Genomic DNA, 17,103 nt, shown 5'->3' on the forward strand with positions numbered 1-17,103 from the left:
CAGGAGTCCACCATGAGCTGGCAGCCCTCCAACGATCCCGTGCTCGGCGATCCCATGTCCTGCGATGCGCTCGATCTCGTCATCGTGCCGCGCACCCGCGACCTCGGCGACGGATTCGAGGTGCGCCGCGCACTGCCGCACGGCAAACGGCAGATGGTCGGGCCCTTCATCTTCTTCGATCATTTCGGCCCGGTGCAGTTCGTCTCCGGCAAGGGCATGGACGTGCGGCCGCATCCGCATATCGGGCTTGCCACCGTCACCTATCTCTTCGACGGCTCCATCATGCATCGCGACAGCGAGGGCAACGTGCAGGAGATCGCGCCCGGCGCGATGAATTTGATGACGGCCGGCCGCGGCATCGCCCATTCCGAGCGCACGCCGGACGCGCAGCGCACCTCCGGCCAGAAGATGCTCGGCCTGCAAAGCTGGATCGCGCTGCCGGCCGGCTCGGAAGAGATCGATCCCTCGTTCCAGCACTATGGCGCGGGCGATCTGCCGATGATCTCCGAACGCGATTTCACCGCGCGCGTGATCGCGGGCTCGTCGTTCGGCATCACCTCGCCGGTATCGATGGTCTCGCCCTGGTTCTACACCGAGGTCACGGCGGTGGCCGGCGCGAGCGTGCCGCTCGACCCCGATCACGAAGAGCGTGCGATCTATGTGGTCGACGGCGAGGTCGAGATCGCGAACGAGCGCTATGAGGGGCCGCGGCTGCTGATCTTCCGCCCCGGCGACCGCATCACCGTGAAGGCACTCAAGGCCACGCGGATGATGTTTCTCGGCGGCGATGCACTGGAAGGCCCGCGCCACATCTGGTGGAATTTCGTCTCCTCCAGCAAGGAGCGGATCGAGCAGGCCAAGCAGGACTGGAAAACCGGCCGCTTCGCCGCGGTTCCGCAGGAACATGAGTTCATTCCGCTGCCGGAATAGGTTAATCCGGTGTCCGGTCGCACTCTCGGGCGCGGCCGGATATCCTGTCTCAAGGCTCTGCCAATGACCACCATGCTCTCCAGCGACCTGCCCCTGACCAAGATCGGGCGCGGCAAGGTGCGCGACATCTACGCCGTCGACGACGACCGCCTGCTGCTGCTCACCACCGACCGCATCAGTGCCTTCGACGTCGTGATGGGCGAGACCATCCCGATGAAGGGCGCAGTACTCACGCAGATCAGCGCGTACTGGTTCAACAAGCTCGAAGGCATCGTGCCGCACCACATGATCAGTGCCGATACCGACGAGATCATCGCGGCCGTGCCGGCGTTGAAGCCGCACCGCGCCGAGATCCTCGGCCGTGCCATGCTCTCCCGCCGCACCACCGTGTTCCCGATCGAATGCGTGATCCGCGGCTATCTCTCCGGCTCGGCCTGGAAGGAATATGCCGGCTCCGGCACGCTCGCCGGCGAGAAGCTGAAGGCCGGCCTCGTCGAGAGCGAGAAGCTCGAGCCGGCGATCTTCAGCCCGGCAACCAAGGCCGAGACCGGCCACGACGAGAACATCACCATCGCGAAGATGCGCGAGGCCGTCGGCGACGAGACAGCCTATACGCTCGAGAGCATGACGCGCGCGATCTACACGCTCGGCGAGGAGCTGGCCCGCGAGCAGGGCATCATCATCGCCGACACCAAGTTCGAGTTCGGCCGCGACAAGGACGGCCGCATCATCCTGATCGACGAGGTGATGACGCCGGATAGTTCGCGCTTCTGGGCGGTCGACACCTACAAGCCCGGCCAGCCGCAGGCGAGTTTTGATAAGCAGCCGTTGCGCGATTATCTCGACATCGAGCGCCGCGCCGGCCGCTGGAACGGCGACGCCCCGCCACCGCCGCTGCCGGCAAGCGTCGTCGATGCGACCAGCAAGCGGTATCTGGAGGCATATCGGCGGGTGACGGGGACAGAGCTGAAGATTTAAGCCCGGTTCCTAATAGTCGTCCGGGCGAAGGCCGGGACCCATACCGCGGAATCTATCGATTGCGGATGGTAGGCGTACCGAACTCCGAATCTTCGCCAAACTCCTCCCTGGGGTTATGGATCCCGGCCTTCGCCGGGACGACACCGCATGTACGGTGAGGATTTCGGCTTTTCCGTCAACCATATGATTGACCGTTCACACGCAAACCGCAGCAAAACTGTCGGATACTTCATATTTGCAAGAATTCTGTTGCGCTAGGCTCGCACTCGTCTACCTCTCCGGATGGGAATTTTCATGAGCGAGTGTCACGGCGTGACAGATCCTGCAATTGGGTTCGATCCGGTCACCAGGGTCAATCCGTCCGTCAAGCATGCGCTGAATGATATGCTGGGGGGAGGGGCTGCGAGCATCCTCACCGTCACGTTCGGGCTGTCCTATTCGCTGCTGATCTTCGCCGGCCCGCTCTCGCCCTATCTGTCCTACGGCATCGCTGCGACCTTCATCAGCTCGGCGGTGCTCGCCGCCGTGATCGGCCTCGGCAGCTCACTGCCTTTCGCAATTGCCGCTCCCGACAGCTCGACCGCGGCCGTGACCGGAATTCTGGCGGCCTCGCTGGTCGAGCACATCGAAGCGGCCAACCCATCGGCGCCCATGCTCTCGCCGGTCCTGATCACGCTCGGCCTGTCGACCGTGCTCACCGGCGTAGTGCTGTGCGGGCTGGGCCTGACGCGGATGGGCCGCGCCATTCGCTATGTGCCCTATCCCGTGGTCGGCGGCTTCCTCGGCGCGACCGGACTGCTCATCGCCATGGGCGCGGTCCGGGTCATCACCAACACCCCCGTGCGGTTCACGGCGCTTCCGCGCTTTGCCAACGGCACCACGCTCTTGGAGCTGGGTGCCGCCTGCGCCATGGCGCTGGTGCTGTACCTGACCTGGCACCGCTCGCGGAACCCGTTCGCGCTGCCGATCATTCTGATCACCGGCGTGATCACGGCGCATCTGGCATTCTGGATCTCGGGCGTTTCCCTCGATGAGGCTCACAGCCTGGGCTGGACGTTTCAGCCGCCCCCGCCTGCGGCGTTCATGCTGCCCTGGCACACCGACGATCTCGCCAATTATCCCTGGTTTGCCGTGCCGGACCTGCTCGGCAATCTCGTTGCCGTCATCTTCGTCACCGCATCGAGCACGCTGTTCAACACCACCGGCATCGAGGTCGCCTTGCACCGCGAAGCCAATCTGGAGCGTGAGCTGAACGTCACGGGCGCGGCCAACATCCTCACCGGCGTGCTCGGCGGCTACACCGGCTGTAGCTCGATCAGCCGCTCGATCCTCAACTTCTCCAGCGGCGGCCGCGGACGGCTGTCCGGCCTCACCGCCTCGGCGCTGTCGCTTTTGATGCTCGCGGTCGCGCCCGAGCTGCTCGGCTTCATTCCGAAATTCGTGCTCGGCGGCCTGCTGCTCTATCTCGGCGCCGACCAGCTGCACAAATGGATCATCGAGTCGCGCAAGCGGCTTTCGAAGCTCGAATATCTGTCGCTGGTCGCCATTATCGCGATCATCGTCGTCTGGGGTTTCGTGCCGGGCATCCTGATCGGCGTGATCATCGGCTGCGCGACCTTTGCGTTCAGCGCGGCGCGGGTCGAATCGATCAAATACAGCTTTGATGGCTCCGAATATCGCTCCTCGCTCGACCGCTCGCGCGACGACCAGGAGGTGCTGCTGGCCCATGGCGGCAAGATCCAGGGCCTCAATCTCCAGAGCTATCTGTTCTTCGGCTCCGCCAACCGGCTCTACCAGCACGTCAAGCAGCTGCTCCACGAGCGGCCGGAATGCCGCTATCTGCTGTTCGACTTCAAGCTCGTCACCGGCGTCGACTCCTCCGCGGCCTATAGCTTTGCGCAGATCAAACGCAGCGCAGGCGATCTCGGTGTCGAACTGATCCTGGTGCATCTGTCGGCGGCGGCCGAGAAGGTGCTGCGCTCCAGCGACTTCGTCGGCGAGGGCGTCACCATCATTCCCGAGCTCGATCGCGCACTGGAATGGTGCGAGAACGAGCTCATCTCGCAACATCAGGGGCTAGCGCAGGAAGAGGCCAGCCTGCGCGACTGGTTCACCGGGATTCTCGACAGCGAGCATGACGCCGACGAGCTGATCCGCCGCTGCCAGCGCCTCGAGGTCGAGGCCGGCGAGATCATCGTGCAGGCCGGCGATCCCGCCGATTCCATGCACTTCATCCTCGACGGCCGCGTCGGCATCATGGTGCCTGCCGAGGAAGACCGCACCACGCGCGTGCGCAGCCTCGGACGCTACACCACGATCGGCGAAATGGGCCTGGTGTCACAGACCCCGCGCTCAGCCACCATCCAGGCCGAGGTCGACAGCGTGCTCTACGTGCTGAACACGCTCCAGTTCGATGAGATCAAGGAAGAAGATCCCGCGCTCAGCCACAAGCTCCTGACCTATTTCGTGTCGGTCATGGCGGAGCGGCTGACCTTTGCGAACCGGACGATCGCGGTGTTGCGGCGTTGATCTCTGCGTGGCCCGGATGGAGCAGTGCGCAATCCGGGATCGTGCCACGCGCGACGGCGGCCCCGGATTACGCTGCGCTCCATCCGGACTACAAGGCTCAGGCGGCAGATCGCCGGACAGAGAGCGCGCAGGCGCCTCGAACGCCTCGGGGATGGCGGCCTATTTGTTCGACAATGTGTCGCGGACCATCATGGCCAGGCTGCTCGCGGCGACACCTAGCAATTTCTCCGTGTCGCCGGCATCGACCAGAAGCGGCTTCTCGAACAAATAGGACATCTCGATTCCCTCGTGGAAACCGATACTTTCGAGATCGGCTGGCGTGAGCTGAAGCAGGTTCGGAACGTCGATCTTCAGCGCGGCCGCGAAGGCCTGCACCAGATCACGAACGGATGCGTGCTGCGACGGCACGTGAAATGCGCGGCCCCACGCCCCGGCGAAGCGCGATGCCGCAACCAGCGTCTTCGCCGTGTCCTTGGTGAAAGACCAGGCGTGAGGCACATCCGGGTTGCCCAGGAAGGAGACGGGCTCCTTCTTCAGCAGCGCGGGCAAGGCCAGCAGCGAGAAATACGCGACTGCTCCGTCACCCAGATAGTCGCTGGCTCGGACCTCGAGAACAGGCACCTCCGATCGCGCGGCGCGCTGCCACATGATGTGCCTGGTCGCGCCCTTTCTCGTGGTCGGATCCGGCTCGAGATCGGGCGTCAGGGGACCCGCGGCATGCTCGCCGTAACAGTAGATGTTGCCGAGCACGACCAGCCGGGCACCGACCCGTTCGGCGGCCTTGACCGTTCCGTCGATGATCGGAAAGAAGTCGGTCGGCCACCGATGGTAGGCGGCCATGGCGCACATGAAGATCGCATCCGCGCCCTTGCTGATTGCGGCGAGCTGCGCGGCATCGGTGGCATCCGCCGAAACCGTGCGCGCATCTCCTGCATCGAGTGCTCCGGCGTTTCTGCTGGTCAGGACAACGCTATGTCCTTCCGCCGCCAGAAGACGAGCGGTCTCGCGTCCGACGGGGCCGGCTCCGACAATCACGTAATGGCTCATTTTGCATCCTCATGTGTCACAAAGCGACAGATGAGTTCTTTGACGTCGGCACCGTTGAAAATCGCGCATGATCCGCCAAATATCGATCACGTTCCGCCAAGACCTGCCGCCAAGACCTGCCGCCAAGACCTGCCGCCAAGACCTGCTGCCAAGACCTGCTGCCAAGACTTCGGAGCCCGCCCCATGGGTGATAAATCGCGCTCGGCGCCATCTTCGACCGGCACGACCGCGGCCGCGATCCGGACCGAGCCTGATTCCGTCGCGCTGGAGCCGATCGGCGATCACCGGATCATCGTCCACCTCAGCCCGGCCACGCAGTCCTTCTGTCTTGCGACGGGGGACCGGTGTCTGCGTCAGAGCGGCGATATCGATCTGGTTCCATCCGGCGCTATCGGAGGCTTCGTTGCGGAGACGCCCTATCAGTCGCTTCAAATCCGGCTCGCGCCCGGCATGCTGGACTATGCCGCGTCCAGAGTCGGACGAACGACGGGCGCCCGGCTCAAGCCGCGTCACCTGCTCCGGAATGACCGTATCGTTCTCCTCGGACAGGCTCTCGAGAGCGACGTGAGAGCGGGCTCACCGGGAGGTCCCTTGTTCGCCGAGAATGTCGGCATGGCCCTCGCGGTGGAATTGCTTGGCATGGCGGATGATCCGCCAGATCAAGCCGTCCGGCTCTCGGACGCACAGCTCCAGAGGGTTCTGACCTACATCGATGAAAATCTCGACCAGCCGCTCGCCATCGACACTCTCTCTCGCGAGGCCGGCGTCAGCAGCTCACATCTGCGGACCTGGTTCAAGGCGGCGATGGACATCACGATCCATCGCTACATCCTGAGACGAAGGGTGGAGCACGCGCGCCAGCTCCTCCTCCAGGGCGATCGCAAGCTCAGCGTCGTCGCCCTGGAAGCAGGCTTCTCACATCAATCTCACCTGGCCAAATGGATGCGCCGCGAACTCGGACTCAGTCCGGGCGAGCTGCGTCGAGGCAAGAACTGATTCGGCGGCGGCTTACACCCCCGCCATCATCACGTATTTGATCTCGACATATTCTTCCATGCCGTGACGCGAGCCTTCGCGTCCGAGGCCGCTTTCCTTGACGCCGCCGAAGGGGGCGACTTCGGTGGTGATCAGGCCGGTGTTGACGCCGACCATGCCGGATTCCAGCGCTTCGGCGACACGCCAGACGCGGCCGAGATCGCGGGAATAGAAGTAGGACGCCAGGCCGAACGGCGAGGCGTTGCACATCGCGATCACATCGGCTTCGTCCTTGAAGCGGATCACCGGCGCGAGCGGACCGAAGGTCTCTTCCTGCGACACCAGCGAGTCCGACTTGACGTCGGCAAGCACGGTCGGCTCGAAGAAGGAGCGGCCGAGCTCGCTGCGCTTGCCGCCGGTGACGATCCTTGCGCCGTGCTTCACGGCGTCCGCGATATGGCGCTCGACCTTGTCGACCGCCTTCATGTTGATCAGCGGGCCTTGCGTCACGCCGCTCTCGGTGCCGTCGCCGATCTTCATTGCCGCGACCTTCTTCGAGAGTTTCTGCACGAACTCGTCGTAGATCCTGTCCTGGGCGTAGATGCGGTTGGCGCAGACGCAGGTCTGGCCCATGTTGCGGTATTTCGAGACGATCGCGCCTTCGACCGCCGCGTCGATGTCGGCGTCGTCGAACACCACGAACGGTGCATTGCCGCCGAGCTCGAGGCCGAGCCGCTTCACGCCGACCGAGGCCTGCCGGTAGAGGATCTTGCCGACCGCGGTCGAGCCAGTGAAGCCGACGAAGCGCACCGCAGGGTGTTCGCACAGCACCTTGCCGATCGGCGGCGCATCGCCGGTGATGATGTTGAGCACGCCCTTGGGGATGCCGGCCTTCTCGGCGAGCACGGCCAGCGCCAGCGCCGACAGCGGCGTTTCATTGGCGGGCTTCAGCACCACGGTGCAGCCGGCCGCGAGCGCTGGCGACACCTTGCGCGTGATCATCGAGTTCGGGAAGTTCCACGGGGTGATGGCGCCGCAGACGCCAATCGGCTGCTTGATCGCGAGCAGTCGCGCATCGGGCCGCTGGCTCGGAATGGTCTCGCCATAGACGCGGCGGGCCTCCTCCGCGAAAAACTCGATATAGGCGGCGCCGATATCGACCTCACCGAGTGCCTCGGAGAGTGGCTTGCCCTGCTCGGAGGTCAGGATCAGCGCAAGATCCTCGCGGTTGGCGGTGATCAGCTCGAACCATTTGCGCAAGATGTTGGAGCGCTGCTTGGCGGTGTGCTTGGCCCAGGCCGGAAACGCGCGCTGGGCGGCCTCGACCGCCCTGGTCGTATCGTCGGCACCGAGCTGCGGAACCTTTGCGAGCTCGACGCCGGTGGCGGGATTGTTGACCGCGAAGACCGGCGTCCCGACCCAGGCGCCGTCGATGTAGCAGGCCTCTCTCAGAAGCGATGGGTCCTTCAGCCGATCGCGCAAGGTTGAGGTGGCGTGCTGGGCGCGTGCGGCGGCGGTCGGGGTCATGGCGTTGCTCCTGAGGGCACGATCGGATCGGCCCGGAATATAGGGACAGACGGCGTGCAATGCACCGTCCCGCAACGCACATCTGCCGGGAGCTAAACTGGGAGCGAAATGGTTACGCCGCGCCGCTCATATAGGTCTCGCGCCGGCCGATCATGCGCTCGGCGGCCGCCTTGGCGTCGGCCTTCGAGGAGGTCGCGCAGGTCCGGTATTCGAGAGCGGGCGCGTCGGACGTATCGCGGCGGCCGAACCACGACTTCGAGCCGACCGGCAGCAGCGCTAGCGATTGCGCCAGATTGTCCACCGCGCCGAAGGAATAGAGCGCGCCGGTGCCGGCGATCCGGACCTCATAAATGCCGGGCGCGATCGGCGCCTCGAGATTGTCGCCCCGTCCGGGACGGGGATAGCGCTTCCATTCGCTCCAGGTCGAAATCATCTCGGGTCCCCTCGCGGCCGGTGGGCGGCCGCAAAATTTGCATCAAGTCTTAGCGTCAGCCGCCGACTGGGCCGAGTGCTGAACGCCGCAACGCACAAAATGTTTCAAGTGCTCCAAACGCTCGAAACATATCGCCGGAGCCCATCCGCGGTCACGGCGAAGTGCGGCCACCCACCGCAGATTGCGATGAAGTGTTGCAGTTCAGTCGTCCTGCGCGGGCCACGAGCCGTCAAGTCACGACATCGCGACCGAAGCGTGCGCATCGCCACGCTTGCCGCGCGGCGGGTGCGGGAGGACAATCGATCGCTTCCAACAATAATCAAACCGGAGGAAACGCGTATGCAAAGCCAAGCCCAGATCGATCAGGTGCTGCGCAAGACGAGTGACGCCAAGGAGATTCCCGGCGTCGTCGCCATCGCCGCCAGCGGTAACGACGTGCTGTATCAGGGCGCGTTCGGCAAGCGCGATCTGTCGAAGCCGGATGCGATGACAGTGGACAGCGTGTTCTGGATCGCCTCGATGACGAAGGCGGTGACATCAGCCGGTGCCATGCAGCTGGTCGAGCAAGGCAAGCTCTCGCTGGACAAGCCGATCGGCGAGGTGCTGCCCGATCTCGCCAAGCCACAGGTGCTCGAAGGCTTCGACGCCAAGGGCGCGCCGAAGCTGCGACCGGCGAAGGGCGCGATCACGCTCCGCCAGCTCATGACCCACACCGCCGGCTTCTGCTACGACATGTGGAACGGCGAATTTGCCACCTATCTGGAGAAAACCGGCACCCCCGGGATCATCACCTGCCAGAACGCCGCGCTGAAGACGCCGATCATGACCGATCCCGGCACGCGCTGGGAATACGGCACCAACATCGACTTCGTCGGCAAGGCGGTGGAGGCGGCCAGCGGCAAGAAGCTCGATGCCTATCTGCGCGACAATCTCTTTGCGCCGCTCGGAATGTCTGACACCGCCTTCAAGATCACCGACAATATGCGCAAGCGGCTGGTCGGCATGCATGCACGCGGCGAGGACGGCCAGCTTGCTGCGATCCCGTTCGAGCTGGAGCAGAATCCGGAATTCCACATGGGTGGCGGTGGCCTCTATTCGACCGCGGGCGACTATATCAAGTTCACCCGGATGATCCTGAACAAGGGCCGCGGCAACGGCAACCAGGTGCTCAAGGCCGAGACGGTCGCCATGATGGGACAGAACCAGATGGGCGACCTCAACATGACCAAGCTAAAGACGGCCGCGCCGATCTACACCAACGACGTCGATCTCTATCCGGAGCAGGCCAAGAAGTGGGGCCTCAGCTTCATGATCAACACCGCCAAGACCGCGGAGGGCCGCAGCGCCGGCAGCCTCGCCTGGGCGGGCCTTGCCAACACCTATTACTGGATCGACCCGGCGCGCGACGTCACCGGCGTGATCCTGATGCAGCTGTTGCCGTTCGCGGATGGCAAGTGCCTCGAGGCCTTCGCGGGATTCGAACGCGGCGTGTATGCCGGGCTCGATGCGGGGGCCGGGAAGAAGGCGGCGTGAGAGCCGCGTCTTTCACCACACGACGACTGTCATCCCCCGCGAAAGCGGGGGATCCAGTACGCCGCGGCTTCTCGATGAGCCACTGACGTCTCGGAATACTGGATCGCCTGATCAAGCTCGCAATGACGGGGAGAGAGGCGGTCCTAGACCGTCAGCCCGCGCTGCTGGGCCAGCTCCTTCAGCGAGACCTGCGGCCGCGCACCGATGTGCTGGATCACTTCGGCGGCCGCGAGCGCACCGAGCTCGCCACACTGCTTGTGCGACAGGTCGCGCGCGAGGCCGTACAGGAAGCCGGCCGCGAAGAGATCGCCGGCGCCAGTGGTATCCACCAGTTGCGCGATCGGCGAAGCCGGAGCCGCGACGGCATCCGTCGGCGTCACGACCACGCAGCCCTTTTCGCTGCGGGTGACAACGCCGAGCTTGACGTCGCTGCGCAGCTGCTTGAGCGCGGTGTCGAAGTCGGACGTCTCGTAGAGCGAGTGCAGCTCCGACTCGTTGGCGAACACGATGTCGGCAGTGCCGTTGCGCATCAGCCCAAGGAATTCGTCGCGGTAGCGGCCGACGCAGAAGGAGTCCGACAGCGTCAGCGCCACTTTGCGGCCGGCCTCGTGAGCAATCTTGGAGGCCTTGAGGAAGGCTTCCTTGGCGCCCGGCGGATCCCAGAGATAGCCTTCAAGATAGACGATCTTGGCGGCCGCGATCTCGGCCGGATCGATATCGGCAGGGGACAGATCCTGCGCGGCACCGAGATAGGTGTTCATGGTGCGCTCGCCGTCGCCCGTGACCAGGATGTAGGAGCAGCCGGTCGCGGGACCGTCCTTGGCGGCAGGCGTGTTGAAGGCGACGCCGGCGGCGCGGATGTCGTGGACATAGAGCTTGCCGATCTGGTCGTCCTTGACCTTGCCGACATAGGCGGCGCGGGCGCCCAGGCTGCCGATGCCGACAATGGTGTTGGCGGCAGATCCCCCCGAGACTTCGGTGGCCGGACCCATGTCGTTGTAGATGGCGGCGGCCCGCGCCTCGTCGATCAGGGACATGCTGCCCTTGGTCATGCCGTGCTTGGCGAGGAAAGCTTCGTCGGTCTTGACCAGCACGTCGAACAGCGCGTTGCCGATCCCGAGAACGTCATATTTCACGTCAGCCATTCACCTTGATCCTGTTGCCGGATTGCGATCCCTGCGGAAATCCGCTTCCTGTCGGCTTGAAATCTTGACTCGCGGCCTATCACGACCGGCCCTCCACGGGCAAGCAACGGTATTATGTACGTCCGATGATCCGCTCTTTCCTGACAGTTTCGACGGGAACACTGGCCTCGCGGCTGCTGGGCTTTGCCCGCGATTCACTGATTGCCGCACTGTTGGGCACGGGCGCGGTGGCGGACGCATTCCTGGCGGCGTTCCAGCTCGTCAATGTGGTGCGGCGGCTGCTCAGCGAAGGGGCGCTGAACGCGGCGCTGATCCCGGCCTGGCTGCGCGTCCGTGACCGTGATGGAGAGGCCGCCGCTTCCGCCTTCGCGGGACGCGTGCTCGGCACGGTCAGCGTGGCGCTGATCGCGATCTCGATCGTGATTGCGCTCGTCATGCCACTGATCATCACGGTCATCGCGCCCGGCTTTCTCGGCAGCCACACGCTCGATCTCGCCGCCGACAATGCGCGGCTGATGCTGCCCTATCTCGCCTTTGCCGGCCCCGTCACGGTCCTGATGGGATTGCTCAACGCGCAGGGGCGATTTGCGCTCACCGCGTTTTCGCCGCTGCTATTCAACATCGCCCTAATCGCTGCGATCGCGGCGCTGCTCCTCTCGCATGCCGATGCCACCCTCGCCGCGTGGACGCTGGCCGCGACCGTGGGCGTCGCCGGCCTGCTGCAACTGCTGATGCTGCTGTCGCAGCGAAGCGCAGGCCTTGCGACACCGTTGCGCGTCAACTTCGACAAGGAGATGCGCGGCTTCTTTGCCAAGGCGATCCCCGGCATGATCGCCAGCTCTGGCCCGCAATGGCTGATGGTGGCCGGCGCCATCATCGCCTCGGCGACACCGTCCGCCGTGTCATGGCTCTATTTCGCCAACCGCCTGATCGAGCTGCCACTCGGCATCGTCGGCGTCGCCATGGGCACGGTGCTGGTGCCGGAGCTGACGCGCGCGGTCTCTGGCGGCGACCGTGACGCGGTGGCGCATGCGGAATCGCGTGCGCTGGAACTTGCCACCGGGCTCGCGCTGCCGGCAACGCTCGGCCTGATCGTGCTGGCCGAACCGATCGTGCGGCTGTTGTTCGAGCATGGCGCGTTCGGTGCGGAAGACAGCGCGGCCACCGCGCATGCGCTGATGTGGCTGGCGCTCGGCCTGCCGGCGCATGTGCTGATCAAGGCGCAATCGCCGGCCTTCTATGCCCGCAGCGACACCATGACGCCGCTGCTCGCAACGGCCAAAGGCTTTGTGGTGGCGACCGCGCTCGCTGTCGTGCTCGGGCACTTCTATGGTGCAAGCGGGATCGCCGCGAGCATCGCGGCCGGCGCCTGGAGCAGCGCGATGTCGTTGCTTCGGAAGGACACGAGCGAATTCGGCTTCTCGGTCGATGCGACCGCGCGAAAACGGCTGCCGCGGATCGTGCTCGCCGCGGCCGCCATGGGCGCCCTGCTGTGGCTCACCGCGGGCCTCGTGCCGGCGGAAGCCCACGGCCTCATCAGGTTCATCGTGCTGGGCGTGCAGATCGCGGCCGGGACCGGCGTCTACGGCCTCCTCCTGCAATTCCTCGGCGCTGCCTCCTGGCGCGAGGCGGCTAACGCCCTGAAGCGACCCGCCTAGCCCGACCTCGGCGCTCGGGACCATCGAATTACCCTTGACGGGGCAGCCCCGCTGTTGGAAACGACGGCCCGAATACCCTAGGGAACACTTGCCATGCCATTCGTTGAACGGGTCTTTTCGGGCGTCCAGCCGACCGGCAATCTGCATCTCGGCAACTATCTCGGCGCGATCGTCAACTTCGTGAAGATGCAGGAAACTCACAACTGCATCTATTGCGTCGTCGACATGCACGCGATCACGCAGGGCGTGGACGTCTGGGGCGGCCCGGCCGAACTCGCGCGCAACACCCGCGAGGTGACCGCAGCGTTCATCGCCAGCGGCATCGACCCCAAGAAGCACATCGTGTTCAACCAGAGCCAGGTCTCCGGCCATGCCGAACTCGCCTGGATCTTCAACTGCGTCGCGCGCATGGGCTGGCTCGGCCGCATGACCCAGTTCAAGGAGAAGGCCGGCAAGGACCGCGAGAATGCGTCCGTCGGTCTGTTCGACTATCCCGTGCTGATGGCCGCCGACATCCTGCTGTACCGCGCCACCCACGTGCCGGTCGGCGAGGACCAGAAACAGCACCTCGAGCTGTCGCGCGACATCGCGCAGAAGTTCAACAACGATTTCGGCGACTCGATCCGCAGCCATGGCGCCAATGACGGCCTGTTCTTCCCGCTGCCGGAACCGCTGATCCAGGGCCCGGCAACGCGCGTGATGAGCTTGCGCGACGGCACCAAGAAGATGTCGAAGTCGGACGCATCCGACAATTCGCGCATCAACCTCACCGACGACGCCGACACCATCGCGCAGAAGGTGCGCAAGGCGAAGACCGACCCGGAGCCGCTGCCGACCGACGAGAAGGGCCTGGAAGCGCGCCCCGAGGCCGACAATCTCGTCGGCATCTTTGCCGCGCTCTCCGGCCGCTCCAAGGCCGAGGTGCTGCGCGACTATGGCGGCGGCCAGTTCTCCAGCTTCAAGAACGCGCTGGTCGAGCTGTGCGTCACAAAGCTCTCGCCGATCGCCGGCGAGATGAAGCGCCTCGTCGCCGACCCCGGCCATATCGACACCATCCTGAACGATGGCGCCGACCGGGCCCGCGCCATCGCCGACGAGACCATGAAGCAGAGCAAGGACATCGTCGGCTTCATCCGGCGGCGGTGATCGCTGTCTTACCCCCCTCCAGGGGAGCGCTAACTCGCTGAAATGACAATGGAACGGCGTGCGTACCCCTTGACCGTGCGTTTGCCGTCGCCATCTGCTACTGGTGAGAGCACGCGCCGGCCTTGAACCGGCGACGTCCGGAGAAAACCATGTTCATTCAAACCGAAGCCACCCCCAATCCCGCCACGCTGAAGTTCATTCCCGGCCGCGTCGTTGTCGACGGCAACCCGATGGAATTTGCCAGCCGCGAATCCGCCACCCGCTCGCCGCTCGCCGAAAAGCTGTTCGACGTGCCCGGCGTCACCGGCGTGTTCTATGGATCGGACTTCATCACCGTGACCAAGGCGAACGGTGAATGGCAGCAGCTCAAGCCCGCGATTCTCGGCGCCATCATGGAGCACTACATGTCCGGCGCGCCGCTGCTCGCGGACGGTGCGGCTGCGAGCGACGTTGATCTCGACGACGAGGACGAGTTCTTCGACGAGGCCGATGCCGAGACGGTCGACATGATCAAGGATCTGATCGAGACCCGCGTGCGGCCGGCAGTCGCCAATGACGGCGGCGACATCACCTTCCGCGGCTTCAAGGACGGCATCGTCTATCTCAACATGAAGGGCGCCTGCTCGGGCTGCCCGTCATCGACCGCGACGCTCCAGCACGGCATCCAGAATTTGCTGAAGCATTTCGTGCCCGACGTGGTCGAAGTCCGGCCGATGTAATCGGTGGGCGAATGGTGAGTAGCGAATGGCGAATGGCATTCCGATCGGCTAGACTGTTCGCTATTCGCCACTCGCCATTCGCTTTTTCATGCTGATCCTTGCCATCGATACCGCGCTGGAGGCGTGTGCGGCCGCCGTGCTCGACACCGACGCCGGCGAGTTGCTCGCGCAGGAGCAGCTTCTGATGAAGCGCGGCCATGCCGAGGCGCTGATGCCGATGATTGCGCGTGTCATGCAGTCGGCAGGCCTCGCCTTCACGGCACTCGACCGCATCGCCGTGACCGTCGGACCCGGCAGCTTCACCGGACTGCGCGTCGGCATCTCCGCCGCGCGCGGCCTTGCGCTCGCAGCCAATCGGCCGGCCGTCGGACTGACGACACTGTCCGCCTACGCAGCCGCCATCATCGGCCAGAGCCAATCCGCGCCGGTGATCTCGGCGATCGATGCGCGGCACGATCACGTCTATTTCCAGATCGTCTCCGGCGATGGCAGCCAGCTGGCGCGGCCGACCGTCGCCAGCATCGACGACGCCATCGCGGCCTCGCAATTCGGCGCACCACATCTGGTCGGCAATGCCGCAAGGATCCTCGCGGATCGCTGGCCCAAGAACGCGCCACAGCCGGTGGCCGTCGAAACACAGGCTGCACCCGACATCGGTTGGGTCGCATGGCTGGGTGCAGCCGCCGATCCCGACACCAATCCGGCGCGGCCGTTCTATCTGAAGGCGCCCGATGCCAAGCCGGCCGCACTGCCGCCCTTCGCTCAAGCCGCAAGCTCATGATGAGACGGTTTTGGGAATGGTGGCGCGGCGGCACCGCTTCCGTCGAGCCGGCGTCCGCGCGCGATGCCGTGCGGCTGGCGCAGCTGCACGGCGCCGCCTTTGCCCATGGCTGGGGCGAGGCCGAGTTCGAGACCATGCTCAGCGAGCGCAACACGCAGGTCGATCGCTTGCGCCTCGGGCGCAAGACGATCGGCTTTGCGGTGTCGCGGATCGGCGCGGATGAAGCGGAGATATTATCGGTCGCGGTCGATCAGACCTATCGCGGCCGCGGCCTCTCCCTCGCGCTGCTGATGACCCATCTCGGTCACCTCGCAGGACGCGGCGTGCGCACGATCTTTCTGGAGGTCGAGGAGAACAACCAGCCGGCGAGGCGGCTCTATGCGAGAGGTGGATTCGTGGTGGTCGGACGCCGCGAACGCTACTATAAGCAGCCGAACGGGGAACAGTTGAACGCCCTTCTGATGCGACGTGACTTGTCGTAATATTGATGGCAGAAATCGCCCCGTCAGACGGAAACGATATGACTGGACTTAAACCTTCCTCCGCATCCAAGGCGACCGGCATCGAGGCGCGCTGTGCCGCCACCGGCATGCGCATGACCGAGCAGCGCCGCGTCATCGCCCGCGTGCTTGCGGAAGCGATCGATCACCCCGACGTCGAGGAATTGTACCGACGCTGTGTCGCCGTCGACGACAAGATCTCGATCTCGACCGTCTATCGCACCGTCAAACTGTTCGAGGATGCCGGCATCATCGAGCGCCACGACTTCCGCGAGGGCCGCGCGCGCTACGAGACGATGCGCGACAGCCACCACGACCATCTCATCAATCTGCGCGACGGCAAGGTGATCGAGTTTACCTCCGAAGAGATCGAAAAACTCCAGGCCGAGATCGCCCGCAAGCTCGGCTACAAACTGGTCGATCACCGACTCGAGCTCTATTGCGTTCCGCTCGACGACGACAAGCCGACGTCTTAAGTCTCGTGCCGATAGATCTCATCATCTTCGATTGCGATGGCGTGCTCGTGGACAGCGAGGTGATCTCCTGTCGCGCGCATGCGGACGTGCTGACGCGGCACGGCTATCCGATCACGTCCGAGCAAGTGCTGGTTCGCTTCCTCGGCGTGTCCGAGAAAGACGCACGGCGCATGGTCGAACAGGAAATCGGCCGCAGCCTCCCCGACGATCTCGAGCAGCAGGTCAATGCGGCCACACTGCAATTTTACGCCAGCGACCTGCAACCGATCACCCATGTAGCGGCCGCGATCGCCGCGATCGATCTACCCAAATGCGTCGCATCGAGTGGTACGCCCGACAAGATCCATCACGGCCTGACATGTGCCGGGCTCTACGACCTGCTCGCCCCGAACATCTTTTCCGCGAGCCAGGTCGCGCGCGGCAAGCCCGCGCCCGATCTGTTCCTGTTTGCCGCGAAGCAGATGAAGGTTGTGCCGGAACGTTGTGTCGTGATCGAGGACAGCGTCCCCGGAGTGACCGGCGCACGCGCCGCCGGGATGACCGTGCTGGGCTTTCACGGCGGCAGCCACTGCCCGCCGGGTCACGCCGAAAGGCTGCGCGCCGCAGGCGCCGGATTGACCTTCGACGATATGCGACAACTTCCGGAGCTGGTCCGGCAGGTCGCAGCGGACGCCCTGACGGGCTGATTTCGTCCCTCTGCCGTCATTCGGTGCACGCGCAACGCGC

At 64.8% G+C, this 17,103-nt stretch carries 16 protein-coding genes; 12 read left to right on the plus strand and 4 right to left on the minus strand.

All coding sequences use genetic code 11. The features are described from left to right. The first annotated feature begins 12 nt into the window (after positions 1-12). The 3 genes from IC761_RS00090 to IC761_RS00100 all read left to right on the plus strand — a co-directional run bounded on the left by IC761_RS00090 (position 13) and on the right by IC761_RS00100 (position 4,437). Positions 13-930, plus strand: a complete 918-nt coding sequence (locus IC761_RS00090; RefSeq protein ID WP_195801301.1) for a pirin family protein — start codon at positions 13-15, stop codon at positions 928-930. Positions 931-993: 63 nt separating this feature from the next. Beyond that, positions 994-1,908, plus strand: a complete 915-nt coding sequence (locus tag IC761_RS00095) for a phosphoribosylaminoimidazolesuccinocarboxamide synthase (protein ID WP_195801302.1) — start codon at positions 994-996, stop codon at positions 1,906-1,908. Positions 1,909-2,220: 312 nt separating this feature from the next. Beyond that, complete coding sequence (locus IC761_RS00100; RefSeq protein WP_195801303.1) at positions 2,221-4,437, plus strand: SulP family inorganic anion transporter; 2,217 nt, start codon at positions 2,221-2,223, stop codon at positions 4,435-4,437. A 159-nt stretch (positions 4,438-4,596) separates the two neighbouring features. Here IC761_RS00100 and IC761_RS00105 read toward each other — a convergent pair whose 3' ends face one another. Beyond that, positions 4,597-5,484, minus strand: a complete 888-nt coding sequence (locus IC761_RS00105) for an NAD(P)H-binding protein (RefSeq protein ID WP_195801304.1) — start codon at positions 5,482-5,484, stop codon at positions 4,597-4,599. Between the two features lie 639 nt (positions 5,485-6,123). Here IC761_RS00105 and IC761_RS35770 point away from each other — a divergent pair. Then, complete coding sequence (locus tag IC761_RS35770) at positions 6,124-6,480, plus strand: helix-turn-helix domain-containing protein (RefSeq protein ID WP_246791603.1); 357 nt, start codon at positions 6,124-6,126, stop codon at positions 6,478-6,480. A 12-nt stretch (positions 6,481-6,492) separates the two neighbouring features. Here the strand turns inward: IC761_RS35770 and IC761_RS00115 are convergent, their stop codons facing one another. Together IC761_RS00115 and IC761_RS00120 are read right to left on the minus strand one after the other, a co-directional pair. Beyond that, positions 6,493-7,986 (minus strand): NAD-dependent succinate-semialdehyde dehydrogenase, encoded by a 1,494-nt coding sequence (locus IC761_RS00115; RefSeq protein ID WP_195801306.1) that lies wholly within the window; start codon positions 7,984-7,986, stop codon positions 6,493-6,495. 112 nt (positions 7,987-8,098) lie between these two features. Beyond that, on the minus strand, positions 8,099-8,419 hold the full coding sequence (locus IC761_RS00120; RefSeq protein ID WP_195801307.1) for a hypothetical protein: 321 nt from the start codon (positions 8,417-8,419) through the stop codon (positions 8,099-8,101). A gap of 339 nt (positions 8,420-8,758) precedes the next feature. Between IC761_RS00120 and IC761_RS00125 the strand changes: the two genes are divergently transcribed. Next, entirely contained in the window at positions 8,759-9,952 is a 1,194-nt protein-coding gene (locus IC761_RS00125; protein ID WP_195801308.1) for a serine hydrolase domain-containing protein, read from the plus strand. A gap of 143 nt (positions 9,953-10,095) precedes the next feature. Here IC761_RS00125 and IC761_RS00130 read toward each other — a convergent pair whose 3' ends face one another. Continuing rightward, positions 10,096-11,097, minus strand: coding sequence for an adenosine kinase (locus tag IC761_RS00130; RefSeq protein ID WP_195801309.1), 1,002 nt, complete (start codon positions 11,095-11,097; stop codon positions 10,096-10,098). A 125-nt stretch (positions 11,098-11,222) separates the two neighbouring features. Here IC761_RS00130 and murJ point away from each other — a divergent pair, with 125 nt between their 5' ends. From murJ to IC761_RS00165, 7 genes are all read left to right on the plus strand, one after another. Beyond that, positions 11,223-12,755: a murein biosynthesis integral membrane protein MurJ gene (murJ, locus tag IC761_RS00135; RefSeq protein WP_195801310.1), complete on the plus strand. Its 1,533-nt coding sequence runs from the start codon at positions 11,223-11,225 to the stop codon at positions 12,753-12,755. A gap of 93 nt (positions 12,756-12,848) precedes the next feature. Then, positions 12,849-13,901, plus strand: a complete 1,053-nt coding sequence (gene trpS, locus IC761_RS00140; protein ID WP_195801311.1) for a tryptophan--tRNA ligase — start codon at positions 12,849-12,851, stop codon at positions 13,899-13,901. 149 nt (positions 13,902-14,050) lie between these two features. Beyond that, positions 14,051-14,620: a NifU family protein gene (locus IC761_RS00145; RefSeq protein ID WP_195801312.1), complete on the plus strand. Its 570-nt coding sequence runs from the start codon at positions 14,051-14,053 to the stop codon at positions 14,618-14,620. 88 nt (positions 14,621-14,708) lie between these two features. Next, on the plus strand, positions 14,709-15,401 hold the full coding sequence (tsaB, locus tag IC761_RS00150; RefSeq protein WP_195801313.1) for a tRNA (adenosine(37)-N6)-threonylcarbamoyltransferase complex dimerization subunit type 1 TsaB: 693 nt from the start codon (positions 14,709-14,711) through the stop codon (positions 15,399-15,401). Beyond that, entirely contained in the window at positions 15,398-15,883 is a 486-nt protein-coding gene (gene rimI / locus IC761_RS00155; protein WP_195801314.1) for a ribosomal protein S18-alanine N-acetyltransferase, read from the plus strand. The genes tsaB and rimI overlap by 4 nt, the downstream gene beginning before the upstream one ends. 38 nt (positions 15,884-15,921) lie before the next feature. After that, a complete protein-coding gene (locus tag IC761_RS00160) occupies positions 15,922-16,377 on the plus strand; it encodes a Fur family transcriptional regulator (RefSeq protein WP_195801315.1) in 456 nt (151 codons plus the stop codon). 5 nt (positions 16,378-16,382) lie between these two features. Continuing rightward, a complete protein-coding gene (locus tag IC761_RS00165) occupies positions 16,383-17,063 on the plus strand; it encodes an HAD family hydrolase (protein WP_195801316.1) in 681 nt (226 codons plus the stop codon). The last annotated feature ends 40 nt before the right edge of the window (positions 17,064-17,103 follow it).

The sequence above is a fragment of the Bradyrhizobium commune genome, from assembly GCF_015624505.1.
In the GTDB taxonomy this organism is placed as follows: domain Bacteria; phylum Pseudomonadota; class Alphaproteobacteria; order Rhizobiales; family Xanthobacteraceae; genus Bradyrhizobium; species Bradyrhizobium commune.